This is a genomic window from uncultured Kluyvera sp. (assembly GCF_902485085.1).
Taxonomy (GTDB): domain Bacteria; phylum Pseudomonadota; class Gammaproteobacteria; order Enterobacterales; family Enterobacteriaceae; genus Kluyvera; species Kluyvera ascorbata.
Genome location: NZ_CABTJS010000076.1, coordinates 102,594 through 119,445 on the forward strand (window position 1 = coordinate 102,594; position 16,852 = coordinate 119,445).

The 16,852-nt window shown below is 56.0% G+C and carries 17 protein-coding genes; 5 read left to right on the forward strand and 12 right to left on the reverse strand.

Annotated elements, in window-relative coordinates:
* The first annotated feature begins 30 nt into the window (after nucleotides 1–30).
* Nucleotides 31–552, forward strand: coding sequence for a flavodoxin FldB (gene fldB, locus RDN66_RS09010; protein ID WP_035895556.1), 522 nt, complete (start codon nucleotides 31–33; stop codon nucleotides 550–552).
* Here fldB and RDN66_RS09015 read toward each other — a convergent pair.
* Together RDN66_RS09015 and sdhE are read right to left on the reverse strand one after the other, a co-directional pair.
* Entirely contained in the window at nucleotides 549–965 is a 417-nt protein-coding gene (locus RDN66_RS09015) for a protein YgfX (RefSeq protein ID WP_035895554.1), read from the reverse strand. The genes fldB and RDN66_RS09015 overlap by 4 nt on opposite strands.
* Complete coding sequence (gene sdhE / locus RDN66_RS09020) at nucleotides 946–1,212, reverse strand: FAD assembly factor SdhE (RefSeq protein ID WP_035895552.1); 267 nt, start codon at nucleotides 1,210–1,212, stop codon at nucleotides 946–948. The genes RDN66_RS09015 and sdhE overlap by 20 nt, the downstream gene beginning before the upstream one ends.
* Nucleotides 1,213–1,459: 247 nt before the next feature.
* Between sdhE and ygfZ the strand changes: the two genes are divergently transcribed.
* A complete protein-coding gene (gene ygfZ / locus RDN66_RS09025) occupies nucleotides 1,460–2,443 on the forward strand; it encodes a tRNA-modifying protein YgfZ (RefSeq protein WP_202217207.1) in 984 nt (327 codons plus the stop codon).
* 100 nt (nucleotides 2,444–2,543) lie between these two features.
* Here ygfZ and RDN66_RS09030 read toward each other — a convergent pair whose 3' ends face one another.
* Both RDN66_RS09030 and yqfB read right to left on the reverse strand, forming a co-directional pair.
* Entirely contained in the window at nucleotides 2,544–3,206 is a 663-nt protein-coding gene (locus tag RDN66_RS09030) for a hemolysin III family protein (protein ID WP_123650677.1), read from the reverse strand.
* 158 nt (nucleotides 3,207–3,364) lie between these two features.
* Entirely contained in the window at nucleotides 3,365–3,679 is a 315-nt protein-coding gene (gene yqfB / locus RDN66_RS09035) for a N(4)-acetylcytidine aminohydrolase (RefSeq protein WP_035895547.1), read from the reverse strand.
* Between the two features lie 51 nt (nucleotides 3,680–3,730).
* On the opposite strand from yqfB, the gene RDN66_RS09040 reads away from it, so the two are divergent.
* Together RDN66_RS09040 and bglA are read left to right on the forward strand one after the other, a co-directional pair.
* Complete coding sequence (locus RDN66_RS09040) at nucleotides 3,731–4,459, forward strand: MurR/RpiR family transcriptional regulator (RefSeq protein ID WP_035895546.1); 729 nt, start codon at nucleotides 3,731–3,733, stop codon at nucleotides 4,457–4,459.
* A 120-nt stretch (nucleotides 4,460–4,579) separates the two neighbouring features.
* A complete protein-coding gene (gene bglA, locus RDN66_RS09045; protein WP_035895545.1) occupies nucleotides 4,580–6,013 on the forward strand; it encodes a 6-phospho-beta-glucosidase BglA in 1,434 nt (477 codons plus the stop codon).
* A gap of 136 nt (nucleotides 6,014–6,149) precedes the next feature.
* Here bglA and RDN66_RS09050 read toward each other — a convergent pair whose 3' ends face one another.
* The 8 genes from RDN66_RS09050 to RDN66_RS09085 form a co-directional block, all read right to left on the reverse strand.
* Complete coding sequence (locus RDN66_RS09050) at nucleotides 6,150–6,893, reverse strand: SDR family oxidoreductase (protein WP_035895544.1); 744 nt, start codon at nucleotides 6,891–6,893, stop codon at nucleotides 6,150–6,152.
* A gap of 60 nt (nucleotides 6,894–6,953) precedes the next feature.
* Entirely contained in the window at nucleotides 6,954–9,827 is a 2,874-nt protein-coding gene (gene gcvP, locus RDN66_RS09055) for an aminomethyl-transferring glycine dehydrogenase (RefSeq protein WP_202217206.1), read from the reverse strand.
* A 124-nt stretch (nucleotides 9,828–9,951) separates the two neighbouring features.
* Complete coding sequence (gcvH, locus tag RDN66_RS09060) at nucleotides 9,952–10,341, reverse strand: glycine cleavage system protein GcvH (protein WP_064542751.1); 390 nt, start codon at nucleotides 10,339–10,341, stop codon at nucleotides 9,952–9,954.
* 26 nt (nucleotides 10,342–10,367) lie between these two features.
* Nucleotides 10,368–11,462 (reverse strand): glycine cleavage system aminomethyltransferase GcvT, encoded by a 1,095-nt coding sequence (gene gcvT, locus RDN66_RS09065; RefSeq protein ID WP_035896242.1) that lies wholly within the window; start codon nucleotides 11,460–11,462, stop codon nucleotides 10,368–10,370.
* 392 nt (nucleotides 11,463–11,854) lie between these two features.
* Nucleotides 11,855–13,057, reverse strand: a complete 1,203-nt coding sequence (gene ubiI, locus RDN66_RS09070; RefSeq protein WP_035896243.1) for an FAD-dependent 2-octaprenylphenol hydroxylase — start codon at nucleotides 13,055–13,057, stop codon at nucleotides 11,855–11,857.
* A gap of 21 nt (nucleotides 13,058–13,078) precedes the next feature.
* Nucleotides 13,079–14,257 (reverse strand): 2-octaprenyl-6-methoxyphenyl hydroxylase, encoded by a 1,179-nt coding sequence (ubiH, locus tag RDN66_RS09075; protein WP_202217205.1) that lies wholly within the window; start codon nucleotides 14,255–14,257, stop codon nucleotides 13,079–13,081.
* Nucleotides 14,254–15,570: a Xaa-Pro aminopeptidase gene (pepP, locus tag RDN66_RS09080; protein WP_202217204.1), complete on the reverse strand. Its 1,317-nt coding sequence runs from the start codon at nucleotides 15,568–15,570 to the stop codon at nucleotides 14,254–14,256. Before pepP ends, ubiH begins: the two co-directional genes overlap by 4 nt.
* Nucleotides 15,571–15,639: 69 nt before the next feature.
* The gene (locus RDN66_RS09085) at nucleotides 15,640–16,218 is read right to left on the reverse strand and encodes a YecA family protein (RefSeq protein WP_123650682.1); all 579 of its coding nucleotides are present in this window, start codon (nucleotides 16,216–16,218) and stop codon (nucleotides 15,640–15,642) included.
* A 158-nt stretch (nucleotides 16,219–16,376) separates the two neighbouring features.
* Here RDN66_RS09085 and zapA point away from each other — a divergent pair, with 158 nt between their 5' ends.
* A complete protein-coding gene (gene zapA / locus RDN66_RS09090; protein WP_035896247.1) occupies nucleotides 16,377–16,706 on the forward strand; it encodes a cell division protein ZapA in 330 nt (109 codons plus the stop codon).
* Nucleotides 16,707–16,852 lie beyond the last annotated feature (146 nt).

Below are 16,852 nucleotides of genomic sequence, written 5' to 3' on the forward strand. Positions count from 1 at the left end.
CATCATCGCAAGAATCGAGAGCAGTACGTCATGAATATCGGCCTTTTTTACGGTTCCAGCACCTGCTACACCGAGATGGCAGCGGAAAAAATTCGCGACATTATCGGCCCGGAACTGATCACATTACATAACCTGAAAGATGATTCCCCCACCCTGATGGAGCAATACGATGTGCTCATTCTTGGTATCCCGACCTGGGATTTCGGTGAGATTCAGGAAGATTGGGAAGCGGTCTGGGAACAGCTGGATACGCTCAATCTGGAAGGTAAAATCATCGCGCTGTACGGCATGGGCGACCAGCTCGGCTACGGCGAGTGGTTCCTTGATGCGCTGGGCATGCTGCACGATAAGCTGGCGACTAAAGGGGTGAAGTTTGTCGGCTACTGGCCAACCGAAGGCTACGAGTTCACCAGCCCGAAACCGGTTATTGCTGATGGTCAGCTTTTTGTCGGTCTCGCGCTGGATGAAACCAACCAGTACGATCTTAGCGATGAACGCATTCAGAGCTGGTGCGAACAGATTCTCGGCGAGATGGCCGAGCAGTTCTCCTAGTGCTTCGTTGGCGTGGGCTGTTGCAGAAGTATCCGCCGCAGGTCACGCCACTCTTCAGGATTCATGCTATCTGCCGCCAGCCACAGGTGCTGACGACGGCCTCCTTCCAGACGACGAATCCGCAGCATCATCCCTGAATTCAGCATCCACGGCGCACCAAGCAGTTCGTAATCCTGATTACGCCAGCGCAGCCTTGAATCCATCAGCAGCTTAATTTCCCCCTGGTGCGAATGAATGCGTCGCTGGCTGCGAACGCAGTCAAAGACCACCAGAGAGAGCAAAAGCAGCCAGAGCGGGGTGTAGCTCAACGGCCAGGGCATCAGCAGCACGAAAGCCGCCACCAGACCGTGGAGTAACAAGGAAAGCCACTGTGAGCGCCAGGAGACGCGTAAATCAGATTGCCACAGGACCACGTTCCCGATTCCGTGTTTGAATGAGTTGTACCATGCGCTCAAGGTTAGCGTCGGCAGGTTTACCGTGGTTCATCAGCCAGTTGAAAAGGTCAGGATCGTCGCATTCAAGGAGACGAATGAAAATGGCTTTGTCTTCATCGCTGAGCGTGTCGTACTCGTGCTCAAAAAACGGCATAATGGAGATATCGAGTTCGCGCATACCGCGGCGGCATGCCCAGTGGATACGGGCTTTATTATTGATGTCCATAATTTCCTTCCAGCATTACGTTGCGTCTAGTTTAACGTGTTTTTTGCCGTTACCTTACCGGAATATCACATTATGCGCGTCATATTCCGATAAAACCCCTTAAAAATGAATGGGATTATTTTTCTTTCGATCCGCTTCGCAGAACGCGCAGAGGGCACAAAACGCCCTGCAAAACCGCTTGCAATGGTAAGCATCTCTTTTACCATGAGTGGATAAGTGCGTTCGCAACTCTATTCAGGACATCAATATGGCTTTTACTCCGTTTCCTCCACGTCAGCCCGGCGTTGCAGCCCGTTTGCCGCTGACGCTGATGACGCTTGATGATTGGGCGCTGGCGACCGTTACCGGTGCCGACAGTGAGAAATACCTGCAGGGTCAGGTCACGGCAGATGTGGCCCAGATGGGTGAGCATCAGCATCTGCTGGTCGCCCACTGCGATGCCAAAGGCAAAATGTGGAGTAACCTGCGTCTGTTCCGTCGTCAGGATGGCTTCGCTTTTATTGAACGTCGAAGCGTGCGCGAAGCGCAACTGACCCAACTGAAAAAGTACGCGGTCTTCTCGAAGGTGGTGATTGCGCCAAACGACGATGTTGTCCTGCTCGGCGTCGCCGGTTTCCAGGCTCGCGCTGCGCTGGCTAACCTGTTCACAACGCTGCCAAACGCCGAGAAACCATGCCTGCAAGAAGGTGAAACGTCCCTGCTGTGGTTTGCCCATCCGGAAGAACGTTTCCTGCTGGTGACCGATACTGCGACCGCAGAACGCGTTACCGACGCGCTGCGCGGTGAAGCACAGCTCAACAACAGCCAACAGTGGCTGGCGCTGGATATCGAAGCCGGTCTGCCGGTGATTGATGAAGCGAACAGCGCGCAGTTTATTCCGCAGGCCACCAACCTACAGGCGCTGGGCGGTATCAGCTTCAAAAAAGGCTGCTATACCGGGCAGGAGATGGTTGCTCGCGCAAAGTTCCGCGGAGCCAACAAACGCGCGCTGTGGACGCTGGCAGGTAAAGCCGCTCGCGTACCGGAAGCCGGTGAAGATCTTGAGCTCAAAATGGGCGACAACTGGCGACGTACCGGCACCGTGCTGGCCGCCGTACAGCTGGAAGATGGTCAGGTACTGGTGCAGGTAGTGATGAACAATGATATGGAAGCCGACAGCGTGTTCCGCGTGCGCGACGATGCCAACACGTTGAGCATCAAGCCGCTGCCGTATTCGTTAGACGAAGAGTAATTGAGTCAGGTGTTTCCCCGGGGTCGGCGTAAACGCCTCGCCCGGTCTACCCATTAACCGTAGCCCGGCCAAGCGCAGCGCCGCCGGGTTTGCTCCGTTCCTACGCGTGCTGCCCCACGTACAGATAAATCGCCAGAAAATGACAGGCGCTACCGCCCAGCACAAACGCATGCCAGATAGCGTGGTTGTAAGGAATGCGCTTGCAGACGTAGAAAATCACCCCCAGCGAATAAACCACTCCGCCCACCGCCAGCAGCGTAACGCCGCCAATGTCGAGCTTCACCGCCAACTGATAGACCACAATCAGCGACAGCCAGCCCATCGTGAGATAGGTCACCAGCGACAAGATTTTAAAGCGATGCGCAATGGTCAGCTTAAACAGGATCCCCAGCAGCGCCAGGCTCCAGATAACAATCATCAACCCTTTCGCCAGCGGCGAGTCCAGCCCCACCAGCAGGAACGGCGTATAGGTACCGGCAATCAGCAGGTAGATAGCGCAGTGGTCGAATTTTTTCAGCCATACTTTGGCGCGCTGTGACGGAATAGCGTGATACAGCGTAGAGGCCAAAAACAGCAGAATCATACTGCCGCCGTACAGGCTATAGCTGGTGATAGCCGTAGCGCTGGCATTGGCGTCAACCGCCTGAACCAGCAGCAAAACCAGCCCGACAATTCCCAGGACAAAGCCAACGCCGTGGCTGATACTATTGGCAATTTCCTCTGCCAGAGAATATCCCTGTTTAATGAGTGGTTTCTTATCCATTACGCGCTCCGGGCGAACGACAAATAAAGCAAACACCCTAGCGTAACTGAGAATGGTTCCAGTGAACACATGTAAGCTAAAATAAAAAGATGAATTTTTGTAAACTAAGAATAATCAATTAGTTAACAAAATCATTCAGCTAACACCTGTACACGTTTTCATTCAACGCGTTTAAATTCAATCACATAAAACAGGTTCTCGCCGGGATAGATATCGGCAATCACCTTTTTCAGCTCCGGCAGGCTCATGTTTTCCTGCTCCGCATGGCGCTCGCTCAGCGTATCCAGCGTAACGGTTGAGGTCGCCACCACACGAATCGTGCAGAAATACCCATCATCTTCATAGCGCCCGACGCGCAACACATCCCCGACCTTAAAGTGCGACTCAGCCGCGTCGCGCAGCGTAATGGTTTTCCGTCCGGCGAGAATGTCGTCCTGAAAGCGCTGAAAAAAAGTAATGTCGTTTGGCTGCATGTTATCATTCCCTCAGGTCATCTATTTTTACGAGTATCCATCACCGTGAGCATGTTCTCCCACGCCGCCGTTGCCAGCCTCAATAATCTTGAGATGATGGTCTATCACTACGTCATTAAAAATCGTGACACGGTGATGTACATGACCATCCGTGAACTGGCCGACGCGGCGGGCGTCTCCACCACCACGGTGATGCGCTTTTGTAAAAAGCTCAACTGCGAAGGTTACTCGGAGTTTCGGGTGCGCTTCAAATTGTATTTAGAGCAGGATGAACCGCAACAGGCAAATTTTGGTGCCAGCGAAATCATCAGCTTTTTCAAAGGCGTTAATAATGACGAATTTGATAAGTTGCTGGATGATGCGGTTGATATTATTCTCGCATCAGAACGTATTATATTTGTCGGTGCGGGAACCTCTGGTTCGCTGGCAAAATATGGCGCACGTTTTTTCTCGAATATAGGGAAATTCAGCAACCATATCGACGATCCTTATTTCCCCGTCACCAACGACATGGCAAAAAACGCGCTGGCTATTGTGCTTTCAGTATCGGGTGAAACCGAAGAAATTCTGCGCTTTGCCGGGCAGTTCAGCCTGCATCGCTGCAAAGTAATGTCCATCACCAGCCATGAACACTCACGACTGGCAAAGCTTGCCGACTTCAACCTCTCCTGGCACGTGCCGCAAACGCGCATCGGCGGCGTCTACGATATTACGACCCAGATCCCGGTTATCTATATTCTGGAATCATTAGGCCGTAAGCTGGCGAAGAAATTAGCATAAAAATACAGGGTGTTTTTTCGATGTAACATATTCCCTGTTGTGGGATTTGTTATATCGTGACATTTATTTCCCCTTTGTTAGACTCAGCCTTATTAAGCCCAATAACTGAGCATAGCAAAGATGAAAAAACTGACCTTACCGAAAGACTTTTTATGGGGTGGCGCGGTTGCTGCGCACCAGGTTGAAGGCGGCTGGAATAAAGGCGGCAAAGGCCCCAGCATCTGTGACGTGCTAACCGGCGGCGCCCACGGCGTTCCGCGCGAAATTACCCAGCAGGTCGAGCCGGGCAAATACTACCCGAACCACGAAGCCATCGACTTCCACGGCCACTACAAAGAAGACATCAAGCTGTTCGCCGAGATGGGCTTCAAATGCTTCCGCACCTCTATCGCCTGGACGCGTATTTTCCCGAACGGTGACGAAACTCAGCCAAATGAAGAAGGGCTGAAATTCTATGATGACATGTTCGATGAACTGCTGAAGTACAACATCGAGCCGGTGATCACCCTCTCCCACTTCGAAATGCCGCTGCACCTGGTGCAGCAGTATGGCGGCTGGACTAACCGCAAAGTTGTTGATTTCTTTGTTCGCTTCTCTGAAGTGGTGTTTGAGCGCTACAAGAATAAGGTCAAATACTGGATGACCTTCAACGAAATCAACAACCAGCGTAACTGGCGCGCGCCGCTGTTCGGCTACTGCTGCTCCGGCGTGGTCTACACCGAACATGAAAATCCGGAAGAGACCATGTACCAGGTGCTGCACCACCAGTTCGTGGCCAGCGCCCTGGCGGTGAAAGCCGCTCGTCGCATCAACCCAGAGATGAAAGTCGGCTGCATGCTGGCAATGGTGGCGCTCTATCCGTTCTCCTGCAAACCAGAAGACGTGATGTTTGCCCAGGAATCGATGCGTGAGCGCTACGTCTTCACCGACGTGCAGCTGCGCGGTTACTACCCAAGCTACGTGCTGAACGAATGGGAACGCCGTGGCTTCAACATCAAAATGGAAGCGGGCGACGAGGCGATTCTGCGTGAAGGCACCTGCGACTACCTCGGCTTCAGCTACTACATGACCAACGCCGTGAAGGCGGAAGGCGGCAGCGGTGACGCAATCTCCGGCTTTGAAGGCAGTGTACCGAACCCACACGTGAAGGCATCAGACTGGGGCTGGCAGATTGACCCGGTCGGCCTGCGCTACTCGCTGTGTGAACTGTACGAGCGCTACCAGAAACCGCTGTTCATCGTGGAAAATGGCTTTGGCGCGTACGACAAAGTCGAAGCCGACGGCAGCATCAACGACGACTACCGCATTGATTATCTGCGCGCGCACGTCGAAGAGATGATGAAAGCGGTCACCTATGACGGTGTGGATCTGATGGGCTATACGCCGTGGGGCTGCATCGACTGCGTGTCGTTCACTACCGGGCAGTACAGCAAGCGCTATGGCTTTATCTACGTGAATAAGCACGACGACGGCACGGGCGATATGTCACGTTCACGCAAGAAGAGTTTTGAGTGGTATAAAGCGGTGATTGCTAGCAACGGCGAGAGTCTGTAAGTCTGTTTCCCCCTCACCCCGGCCCTCTCCCCAAAGGGGAGAGGGGGCAAAGCAGTCCGAGCTTAATATCAGATAGCCGCACCATCGGTTCCCTCTCCCCTTTGGGGAGAGGGTTAGGGTGAGGGGGCTGACCGCACTACTTCCCACCCGCCAGCTCAATAAAGCTCCCCGTCACATACGACGCCTTCTCGCTCAACAGCCAGACTATCGCCTGCGCCACCTCTTCCGGTTGACCGCCGCGCTGCATTGGCAGCACCGACTTCACGCGATCAACACGCCCCGGCTCCCCGCCGTCGGCATGCATCTCGGTATAGATAAACCCAGGCCGCACCCCGTTCACCCGAATACCCTGCGCCGCCACCTCCAGCGACAGCCCGGTCGTCAGCGTATCAATCGCCCCTTTCGAAGCCGCATAATCCACATATTCACCCGGTGAGCCTAGACGTGCAGCCGCCGAGGAGACGTTAACAATCGCCCCGCCCTGCCCACCGTGCGGTATCGCCATTCGCTTTACCGCTTCCCGGCAGCAGAGAAAATAGCCGGTAACGTTGGTGGTCAGCACTCGGTTAATACGCTCGGCGGTTAGCGCCTCGACGCGGCTTTGGGTAAACAGCACGCCCGCGTTGTTGACCAGTGCCGTTAGCGGTTCGCCCTGCATGTCGAGGCGCGCAAACATCGCTTCCACCTGCGCTTCATCGCCAATATCAGCCTGAACGGCAAAGGCCTTGCCACCCTGCGCAATAATCGCACCTACCACCTCGCTGGCGGCGGCTTCATTACGGTGATAGTTCACTGCCACCGTATATCCTTCCTGCGCCAGCTGTAACGCCGTCGCCCGGCCGATTCCCCGGCTGGCGCCGGTCACTAATGCTATTGCCATTCGCGTCTCCCAAAAAATAAAGGCGCCGCAGCGCCTTTAAAAGATAGCCTAATCAGAGAATTACTGATATTCGCTCATCGGTACGCAGGAGCAGAACAGGTTGCGGTCGCCGTAAACGTCGTCGAGGCGTTTCACCGTCGGCCAGTACTTGTTCGCCATGCCTGCCGGGAAGACGGCGATTTCGCGGGTATAACCGTGGTTCCACTCCGCCACCAGCTCATTCTGAGTGTGCGGGGAGTTGACCAGCGGGTTGTCCTCGAGCGTCCACTCGCCCGCTTTCACGCGGTCGATTTCGCTGCGAATAGCCAGCATCGCGTCAATGAAGCGGTCAAGCTCAGCTTTGCCTTCGGATTCCGTCGGCTCAACCATCAGCGTACCCGCGACCGGGAAGGACATGGTCGGCGCGTGGAAACCGTAGTCAATCAGGCGCTTAGCAATATCCAGCTCGCTGATGCCGGTCTCTTCTTTCAGCGGACGAATATCCAGAATACATTCGTGCGCCACATGACCGTCACGACCGGTGTAGAGAACCGGATAGGCATCTTTCAGGCGAGTCGCAATATAGTTCGCGTTGAGGATTGCCACCTGACTTGCCTGCTTCAGGCCTTCTGCGCCCATCATGCGGATGTACATCCAGCTGATTGGCAGAATGGAGGCGCTGCCGAACGGTGCTGCACAAACGGCGCCCTGACGGGTCAGCATGCCTTCAATGTGCACCACGCTGTGGCCCGGAACAAACGGTGCCAGGTGTGATTTCACGCCGATAGGACCCATACCTGGGCCACCGCCGCCATGCGGAATGCAGAAGGTTTTATGCAGGTTGAGATGCGAGACGTCCGCGCCAATGAAGCCCGGAGAGGTAATGCCGACCTGGGCGTTCATGTTCGCGCCGTCGAGATAAACCTGGCCGCCGAACTGGTGGACGATTTCGCATACTTCACGGATGGTCTCTTCGTACACGCCGTGGGTGGACGGGTAGGTCACCATGATGCAAGAAAGATTGTCCGCATGCTGCTCCGCTTTCGCGCGCAGATCCGGCAGATCGATGTTGCCGTTCTTATCGCAAGCCACGACAACCACCTGCATCCCCGCCATCTGTGCGGAAGCCGGGTTGGTACCGTGCGCTGAGCTTGGGATCAGACAGATATCACGATGACCGTCGTTGCGGCTTTCGTGGTAGTGACGAATCGCCAGCAGACCCGCATATTCACCCTGCGCGCCGGAGTTCGGCTGCATGCAGAGCGCGTCGTAACCGGTCAATTTCACCAGCCACTCGGAGAGCTGGCCGATCATCTGATGGTAGCCTTCCGCCTGGTCAACCGGGCAGAACGGGTGCAGTTCAGCAAATTCCGGCCAGGTGATAGGGATCATTTCCGCTGCGGCGTTCAGCTTCATCGTGCAGGAACCGAGTGGGATCATCGCCTGATTCAGCGCCAGATCTTTACGCTCAAGCGAGTGCATGTAGCGCATCATCTCGGTTTCACTGTGGTAGCGGTTAAACACCGGATGGCTCAGGATCGCGTCGTCACGCAGCATCGCCTGTGGAATAGAGCGGCTGTCGAGCGCCACGTCTTTATCCAGCGCGTCGATGTCCAGACCGTGGTTATCACCCAGAATCACGCTAAACAGCGCCAGCACGTCTTCACGAGTGGTCGTTTCGTTCAGGGTGACGCCTACGGCGTTGAGGATATCGCTGCGCAGGTTGATTTCCGCAGCCTGAGCGCGCGCCAGCACGGCGGCTTTATCCGCCACTTCCACGCACAGGGTGTCGAAGTAGTGCGCATGGCGCAGCTTCTGCCCTTTCTGCAGCAGGCCGGCCGCCAGAATGTCGGTCAGGCGGTGAATGCGGTTCGCAATACGCTTCAGACCAACCGGGCCATGGAAGACCGCGTACAGGCTGGCGATATTAGCCAGCAGTACCTGCGAGGTACAGATGTTGGAGTTCGCTTTCTCGCGGCGAATATGCTGCTCACGGGTCTGCATCGCCATGCGCAGCGCGGTATTGCCAGCGGCATCTTTCGATACGCCGATAATACGGCCAGGCATGGCGCGTTTGAATTCATCTTTAGCGGCAAAGAATGCCGCGTGCGGGCCGCCGTAGCCCATCGGTACGCCGAAACGTTGGGCAGAACCGAAGACAATGTCCGCGCCCTGTTTGCCCGGCGCGGTTAACAGCACCAGCGCCATGAAATCACCGGCAACACTCACCACCACTTTGCGGGATTTCAGCTCAGCAATCAGCTTACTGTAGTCGTGAACTTCACCGGTTGTCCCAACCTGCTGGAGCAGTACGCCGAAGACGTCCTGATGCTCCAGCGCTTTGTCAGCGTCGTCAACAATCACGTCAAAGCCAAAGGTTTCCGCACGGGTACGTACCACGTCCAGTGTCTGCGGATGCACGTCGGCGGCGACGAAGAAACGGTTGGCGTTCTTCAGTTTGCTCACGCGCTTCGCCATTGCCATCGCTTCAGCGGCAGCGGTGGCTTCGTCCAGCAGAGAAGCGGAAGCCATATCGAGACCGGTCAGATCCAGCGTGACCTGCTGGAAGTTGAGCAGCGCTTCCAGACGTCCCTGAGAGACTTCTGGCTGATACGGGGTGTACGCGGTGTACCAGCCCGGGTTTTCCAGCATGTTGCGCTGGATAACCGGCGGTAACTGTACCGGGGTGTAGCCCATGCCAATGTATGACTTAAAGCGCTTGTTGCGACCGGCAATGGCCTTCAGCTCCGCCAGCGCGGCGAATTCTGTGGTGGCCTCACCTACCTGCGGCGGCGTAGCAAGCTGGATATCTTTCGGCACGATCTGCGCAATCAGTGCGTTTAATGAATCCGCGCCAACTGTTTTGAGCATCTCTTGCTGCTGCTGGGCATCCGGCCCGATGTGACGTTCAATAAACGCGCCACGGTTTTCAAGCTGGCTTAAAGTCTGTGTCATGAGCGATGGTTCCTGAAACGTGCGGTGATTTTAAGATTGCCTCTTCACGGAGGAAGAAGTTTGGGGTGACGATGCCAGAGCACCCTCACCCCGGCCCTCTCCCTCAGGGAGAGGGAGCAAATCCTTATTCGTCTTCTAACAGGGCTTCGTACGCGGTCGCATCCAGCAGCGCGGCCACTTCCGCTTCGTCGCTGGCTTTGATCTTAAAGATCCAGCCGCCCGCGTACGGTTCGCTGTTCACCAGCTCCGGCGAGTCGCCCAGCTCTTCGTTCACGGCAACGATCTCACCGCTGATTGGTGCATAGATGTCGGATGCCGCTTTAACGGATTCCGCCACGGCGCAGTCATCGCCCGCGCTAACGGTCGCGCCAACTTCCGGCAGGTCAACGAAGACCATGTCGCCCAGTAATTCCTGTGCGTGCTCGGTGATGCCAACGGTGTAGCTACCGTCAGCTTCTTTGCGCAGCCATTCGTGTTCTTTACTGTATTTCAGTTCTGCTGGTACGTTGCTCATCAAAAAATCTCCAGAATAAAAAGGGCTTACGCGACGGCCTTGCCGTTACGCACAAAAATAGGTTTCGTTACTTTGACCGGCATTTCGCGGTTGCGGATCTGCACGATCGCCGTCTCGCCAATCCCAGCCGGGACGCGAGCCAGCGCAATACTATGGCCTAAGGTTGGCGAGAAAGTCCCGCTGGTGATCACACCTTCGCACGCGTTGCCGTGAGCATCGGTAAAGCGCACCGGCAGTTCACCGCGCAGCACGCCTTTTTCGGTCATCACCAGGCCGACCAATTGTTCGGTGCCTTTTTCGCGTTCCAGTTCCAACACGTCGCGACCAATAAAGTTGCGGTCTGCGGGTTCCCAGGCGATGGTCCAGCCCATGTTGGCCGCCAGCGGAGAAACGCTTTCATCCATTTCCTGACCGTAGAGGTTCATCCCGGCTTCCAGACGCAGCGTGTCACGCGCGCCCAGGCCGCAAGGCTTCACGCCTGCCTGTACCAGTTTCTGCCAGAAATCGGCGGCCTGCTCTTTTGGCAGGGCAATTTCATAACCCGCTTCACCGGTATAGCCGGTGGTCGCAATAAAGAAGTCACCCGCCTGCACGCCAAAGAACGGCTTCATGCCTTCCACTGCGTGACGCTGCTCATCGGTGAACAACGTGCCCGCTTTCGCCTGCGCGTTTGGACCCTGTACGGCAATCAGCGACAGGTCATCACGGACGGTGATGTCGATGGCATAAGGTTCAGCGTGTTGGGTAATCCAGGAGAGGTCTTTTTCGCGAGTGGCGGAGTTTACGACGAGGCGGAAATAATCTTCGGTGAGGTAGTAGACGATAAGGTCATCAATCACGCCGCCCGATGCATTCAGCATACCGCTGTAGAGCGCCTTGCCGGGCTTGGTGAGCTTGGCAACATCGTTTGCCAGCAGATAGCGTAGGAACTCTCGGGTCCGTGGTCCGTGCAGATCGACGATGGTCATGTGCGACACATCGAACATCCCGGCATCGGTACGCACCGCGTGGTGCTCATCAATTTGTGAGCCATAGTGCAGCGGCATCATCCAGCCGTGAAAATCCACCATACGCGCGCCACATAACACGTGCTGGTCATACAAAGGCGTTTGTTGAGCCATCATGTCCTCGTTGAATATATCGCACCACAAAACCAAACGCCGACGCCCATTTGGGCACCGACGCAAACGTTCTCTTTTCCCTGAACTTACCACCGAACATCGTGGTAAACCATCCTGAGAAAGGGGACATCACATTAGCTTATGACCAAAAGTCGCGAAAAATCATACAGAGGAATCGACTGCAAAAAAGCGAAATACACCACATTTAATTAACAACAACGGGTAACAATTCAGCATAAGATAATATTTTATGCGTAAAACAGGGCGACTTTTCCGTAACATGAAAACGCATGGATTAATAAAACTAATGCGAAAAATGGCGTGAAATTAGAATTTTTCAAATGAGGAAGGAGACTCCCGGTAGAACCACCGGGAGTAAAAGTGTGAGCAACTTAACGAAGCCACTCAGGCAGGTCGTTGAGGCCCATCGCCTGACGAATCAGCTGCGGCTTGACGCCGGGTAGCGTATCGGCCAGCGCAAGGCCGAGGTCGCGCAGCAGTTTTTTCGCCGGGTTTTCACCGGCAAACAGCTCGCGGAAACCCTGCATTCCCGCCAGCATCAGCGCGGCGCTGTGCTTACGGCTGCGCTCGTAGCGACGCAGATAGAAGTGCTGCCCGATATCTTTGCCCTGTGTATGCAGACGGCGCAGCTCTTCTATCAGCTCGGCGGCGTCCATAAAGCCCAGGTTCACGCCCTGCCCGGCCAAAGGATGGATGGTGTGCGCCGCATCGCCGACCAGCGCCAGGCGGTGGGCAGCAAACTGACGCGCATAGCGCCCGGTCAACGGGTACACCTGACGCTCGCTCTCTACCTTGCACAGCCCCAGGCGATTATCAAAGGCGATATTCAGCTTCTGGTTAAATTCAGCGTCATCGGCCTGCTGCATCCGTTCTGCTTCCTGCGGCGACAGCGACCAGACTATCGAACAGAGATGCGGATCGGAGAGCGGCAGGAAGGCCAGAATACCGTCGCCGTGGAAGCTCTGGCGCGCAACGGCTTCGTGCGGCTCTTCGGTGCGAACGGTCGCCACCAGCGCGTGGTGACGATAGTCCCAGAAGGTCAGCGGAATATCCGCTTTGCTGCGCAGCCAGGAGTTCGCGCCGTCCGCGCCGACCACCAGACGCGCGGTCAGCATGTTACCGTCTTTTAGCGTCAGGAATGCTTCGTTCTCACCCCAAACTACCTGTTGAAGTTCTGCAGGGGCCATCAGGGTAACGTCACTACTGCGCTCGGCTTTCTGCCACAGCGCATGGTGAATCACCGCATTTTCAACGATATGGCCGAGATGGCTGTAGCCCATGCTGCGGTCATCAAACGCGATGCGGCCGAAGCTGTCTTTATCCCACACTTCCATACCGTGATAGCAGCTGGCGCGCTGGGCCACAATGGCCGACCAGACGTCCAGCCTGGTGAGCAGCTTTTCACTGCCCGCATTAATAGCAGAGACGCGCAGCGCAGGCGGCGCATCGGCGGCAAGCGCCTGCGGCAGCGACTGCTCCAGCACGGCAACCCGCAGGCCGCTGCCCTGTAAACCGCAGGCCACCGCCAGCCCAACCATTCCACCGCCTACGATGGCAACATCAACACTTTGCACATTAACTCCTTAAACTGCTGATTAGCGGGCGACCCAGCCCAGCGTCCGCTGCGCCAGCACATCGCGTGCAGGGGTAAATAATTCCATCGACATCAGGCCGACGTTGCGCCCGGCCACCAGCGGCGCCCAGCGGTTGGCGAAAATATGCACCAGCCCGTCGGTGACGCCAATCGTGGCCGCTTTGTCTTCCGCGCGCTGACGCTGGTAATGGCACAGCAGCGAATAGTCGCCGATATCCTGATTGGCCTCGTGCGCACCCGCCAGATGTTCCGCCAGCGTCATCACGTCGCGCATGCCGAGGTTAAAACCTTGCCCGGCAATCGGGTGCAGCGTCTGCGCCGCGTTGCCTACCAGCGCCAGACGGTGCGATACCGTCCGGGTGGCGGTGGTTAGCGACAGTGGATAGACGCTGCGTGCGCCAGCGTGGGTGATTCGCCCTAAACGCCAGCCGAACGCTTTCTGTAGCGCCTGGCAAAACTGCGTATCAGACCAACTCAGCACGTCGTCATGGCGCGCCAGCGGGTGGCACCACACCAGCGAACAGCGATTTTGCGACATCGGCAGCATGGCAATAGGGCCATGCTCGGTGAAACGTTCAAACGCCCGCCCCTGATGCGGCACGGCGGTGGAGACATTAGCAATCACCGCCACCTGATTGTATGGTTCCTGCTGCCAGGTAATACCGCACTGCTCGCCAAGCGTGGAGCGCGAGCCATCGGCAGCAACCAGCAGCTTGCCTTGCAGCGTTTCACCGCTGTCCAGCGTAACGCTTACACCATCAGCCTGGCGTTCAACCAGCGACACCCGCGAAGGACAATGCAGCGTGACGCCGCGCGCATGGCGCAGCAGGCCGAACAGCCGCTGTCCCACGTCGTGCAGCTCAACAACATTGCCGAGTGCGGATAACCGATAGTCTTGAGCATCAAGGGTGACAAAACCAGCATGGCCGCGGTCACTGACGTGAACGGTGGTAATCGGCGTTGCACAGTCGGCAATGGCCTGCCAGAGATTGACCTTCGCCAACTGCTGGCAGGTACCAGCCGCTAGCGCAATCGCCCGGCCGTCAAAGCCCGGGTGTTCAGCGGCGTGAATATCCGCCGCTTCAATCAGGTGCACCGGCAGGCGACCCGCCGTTAACTGCGAAATAGCCAGCGCCAATGTGGCGCCGGTCATGCCGCCGCCGACAATAATCACGCTCATAGCTGACGTGCCGCTGCCATCAACGCTTCAATGGCATCCGCATCCTTCACCACGCTCGCGGTGAGATTCTCGTTACCGTCTTCGGTAATGAGAATATCGTCTTCAATACGAATACCGATACCGCGATATTCCGCCGGCACGTCCGCGTCTGGCGCGATGTACAGGCCCGGTTCAATGGTCAACACCATGCCCGGCTCCAACACGCGCGAGCGGTCTGCGCCGTAGACGCCTACGTCATGCACATCCAGCCCCAGCCAGTGGCTCAGGCCATGCATAAAGTACGGGCGGTGGGCGTTGTCGGTAATCAACTGGTCAATTTCCCCTTTGAGGATCCCCAGACCATGCAGGCCAGTCACCATAATGCGCACCACTTCACCAGTCACTTCCTGAATGGAGGTGCCCGGGCGATAGAGCTCAAGGGATTTGTATAGCGAAGCGAGCACGATATCGTAGATAGCGCGCTGTGCTGGGGTAAATTTGCCGTTCACCGGGAACGTACGGGTGATATCGCCCGCGTAGCCTTTGTATTCACAGCCTGCGTCAATCAGCACCAGATCGCCGTCGCGCAGCTCGGATTCGTTTTCGGTGTAGTGCAGAATGCAGCCGTTTTCGCCGCTGCCCACGATGGTGTTATAGGACGGGTAGCGCGCGCCGTGACGGGAGAATTCGTGGAGGATTTCCCCTTCCAACTGGTATTCAAACATCCCAGGCTGACATTTTTCCATCGCGCGGGTATGGGCCAGCGCGGAAATTTCACCAGCCCGACGCAGGATTTCAATCTCTTCGCTGTCTTTGAACAGGCGCATTTCATGCACCATCGGACGCCAGTCGATCATCGCATCCGGCGCGGTCAGATTCTGACGCGAACCTTTACGCAGTTTATCAAGCGCGGTGAAGACGATGTCATCAGCAAAAGCGTATTCGCCCTGCGCGTGGTAAATCACGTCCAGGCCGTTCAGCAACTGGAACAGCTGCTGATTGATTTCGCTGAACGCCAGCGCGCGGTCAACGCCCAGTTTTTCCGGCGCGGCGTCCTGGCCCAGACGGCGACCAAACCAGATCTCAGCCGTCAGGTCGCGAACGCGGTTGAACAGCACGCTGTGGTTGTGAGTGTCATCGCTTTTAATCAGCACCAGCAAGGCTTCAGGCTCGTTAAAGCCGGTGAAGTACCAAAAATCGCTGTTCTGGCGATAGGGATACTCAGAATCCGCGCTGCGAGTCACCTCTGGTGCGGCAAAAATCAGCGCCGCACTGCCTGGCTTCATTTGCGCCAGTAATGCCTGGCGGCGGCGGAGAAACGCTTGCTGTGTCATGACATCTCCTTTCAATCCCTTAGCGCTCCGTTCGCCGGCCTTGCGCAGCAAGCAGAGCGGGCGTTGTGATTAGTGTAATGTTGGCTTTTGCACTTCAGGCGCGGTCGGCTGCGGGTGGGTGAAAGTATCGTGGCACAGCAGCGCCGCTACGCGAACGTATTCGATAATTTCTTCCAGCGACATTTCCAGCTCTTCCTGATCTTCATCTTCTTCATAGCCAAGTTGCGCAATATTTCGAAGATCGTCAATGGCTTCGCCGGTTTCATCTCTCACTTTATCCAGCTTTGGCTGTACCATTCCCAGGCCAAGCAGGAAATGGTTTACCCAGCCAGAGAGCGCATCGGCGCGGTCGAACACGCTGACATCGTCGCCTTCAGGCAGATAAAGCTGAAAAAGGAAGCCGTCGTCTTCCAGCGCATCGCTGGTTGCCGCATGCATGGAACGCAGCGACTCGGCAAGCTCGTGACCAAAGGCCAGACCTTCGTTGGTCAGGTCGTGAACCAGCGGCTGCCAGGAGCTGTCCTTGTTTCCGCCGCAGAGCAAACCACTCAGCAGACCGTGCATTTCTGCAGGCGTCAGGCCTACCCCTTGTTGGTTCAACAGTTGGTTCATCACGGTGTAAACCGGCATTTCGTTCTGTATAGACATGCGCATTCGTCATTGTTGGGTGGAATTCATGGTATGCTACCACTTTGGACCCTGGAGATACCAGAAAAGGGCTTGTATCTTCATACCAGGGTAGCTATAGTGTCGCCCCTTCACATCCTGAGAGTGAAGGACGCGCAGTCAATCAGCAGGAAGGTGGCATGTCTGCACAACCCGTCGATATCCAAATTTTTGGCCGTTCACTGCGAGTGAATTGCCCGCCTGAACAAAGAGATGCTTTGAATCAGGCAGCGGACGATCTGAATCAGCGGTTGCAAGATCTGAAAGAACGCACTAGAGTCACAAATACTGAGCAGCTGGTTTTCATCGCCGCGTTGAACATCAGCTATGAGTTAACTCAGGAAAGGGCAAAGACGCGCGACTATGCTTCCAGCATGGAACAGCGTATTCGGATGCTACAACAGACCATTGAACAGGCGTTGCTTGACCAGGGTCGCATATCCGATAAGACAGCCCCAAAGTTTGAATAACACTTTGCAGTTTACTATGGTAGAGTGACTGTGAAGACAAAATTTCTCTGAGATGTTCGCAAGCGGGCCAGTCCCCTGAGCCGATATTTCATACCACAAGAATGTGGCGCTCCATGGTTGGTGAGCATGCTCGGTCCGTCCGAGAA

Bases quoted from the DNA above. Each gene is read 5' to 3' on its own strand.
- fldB (WP_035895556.1), top strand. From the start codon at position 31: ATGAATATCGGCCTTTTTTACGGTTCCAGCACCTGCTACACCGAGATG.
- ygfZ (WP_202217207.1), top strand. From the start codon at position 1,460: ATGGCTTTTACTCCGTTTCCTCCACGTCAGCCCGGCGTTGCAGCCCGT.
- gcvH (WP_064542751.1), bottom strand. From the start codon at position 10,341: ATGAGCAACGTACCAGCAGAACTGAAATACAGTAAAGAACACGAATGG.
- RDN66_RS09040 (WP_035895546.1), top strand. From the start codon at position 3,731: ATGTTCTCCCACGCCGCCGTTGCCAGCCTCAATAATCTTGAGATGATG.
- ubiH (WP_202217205.1), bottom strand. From the start codon at position 14,257: ATGAGCGTGATTATTGTCGGCGGCGGCATGACCGGCGCCACATTGGCG.
- sdhE (WP_035895552.1), bottom strand. From the start codon at position 1,212: ATGGACATCAATAATAAAGCCCGTATCCACTGGGCATGCCGCCGCGGT.
- RDN66_RS09050 (WP_035895544.1), bottom strand. From the start codon at position 6,893: ATGGCAATAGCATTAGTGACCGGCGCCAGCCGGGGAATCGGCCGGGCG.
- bglA (WP_035895545.1), top strand. From the start codon at position 4,580: ATGAAAAAACTGACCTTACCGAAAGACTTTTTATGGGGTGGCGCGGTT.
- gcvP (WP_202217206.1), bottom strand. From the start codon at position 9,827: ATGACACAGACTTTAAGCCAGCTTGAAAACCGTGGCGCGTTTATTGAA.
- pepP (WP_202217204.1), bottom strand. From the start codon at position 15,570: ATGACACAGCAAGCGTTTCTCCGCCGCCGCCAGGCATTACTGGCGCAA.
- RDN66_RS09030 (WP_123650677.1), bottom strand. From the start codon at position 3,206: ATGGATAAGAAACCACTCATTAAACAGGGATATTCTCTGGCAGAGGAA.
- RDN66_RS09085 (WP_123650682.1), bottom strand. From the start codon at position 16,218: ATGTCTATACAGAACGAAATGCCGGTTTACACCGTGATGAACCAACTG.
- zapA (WP_035896247.1), top strand. From the start codon at position 16,377: ATGTCTGCACAACCCGTCGATATCCAAATTTTTGGCCGTTCACTGCGA.
- yqfB (WP_035895547.1), bottom strand. From the start codon at position 3,679: ATGCAGCCAAACGACATTACTTTTTTTCAGCGCTTTCAGGACGACATT.
- gcvT (WP_035896242.1), bottom strand. From the start codon at position 11,462: ATGGCTCAACAAACGCCTTTGTATGACCAGCACGTGTTATGTGGCGCG.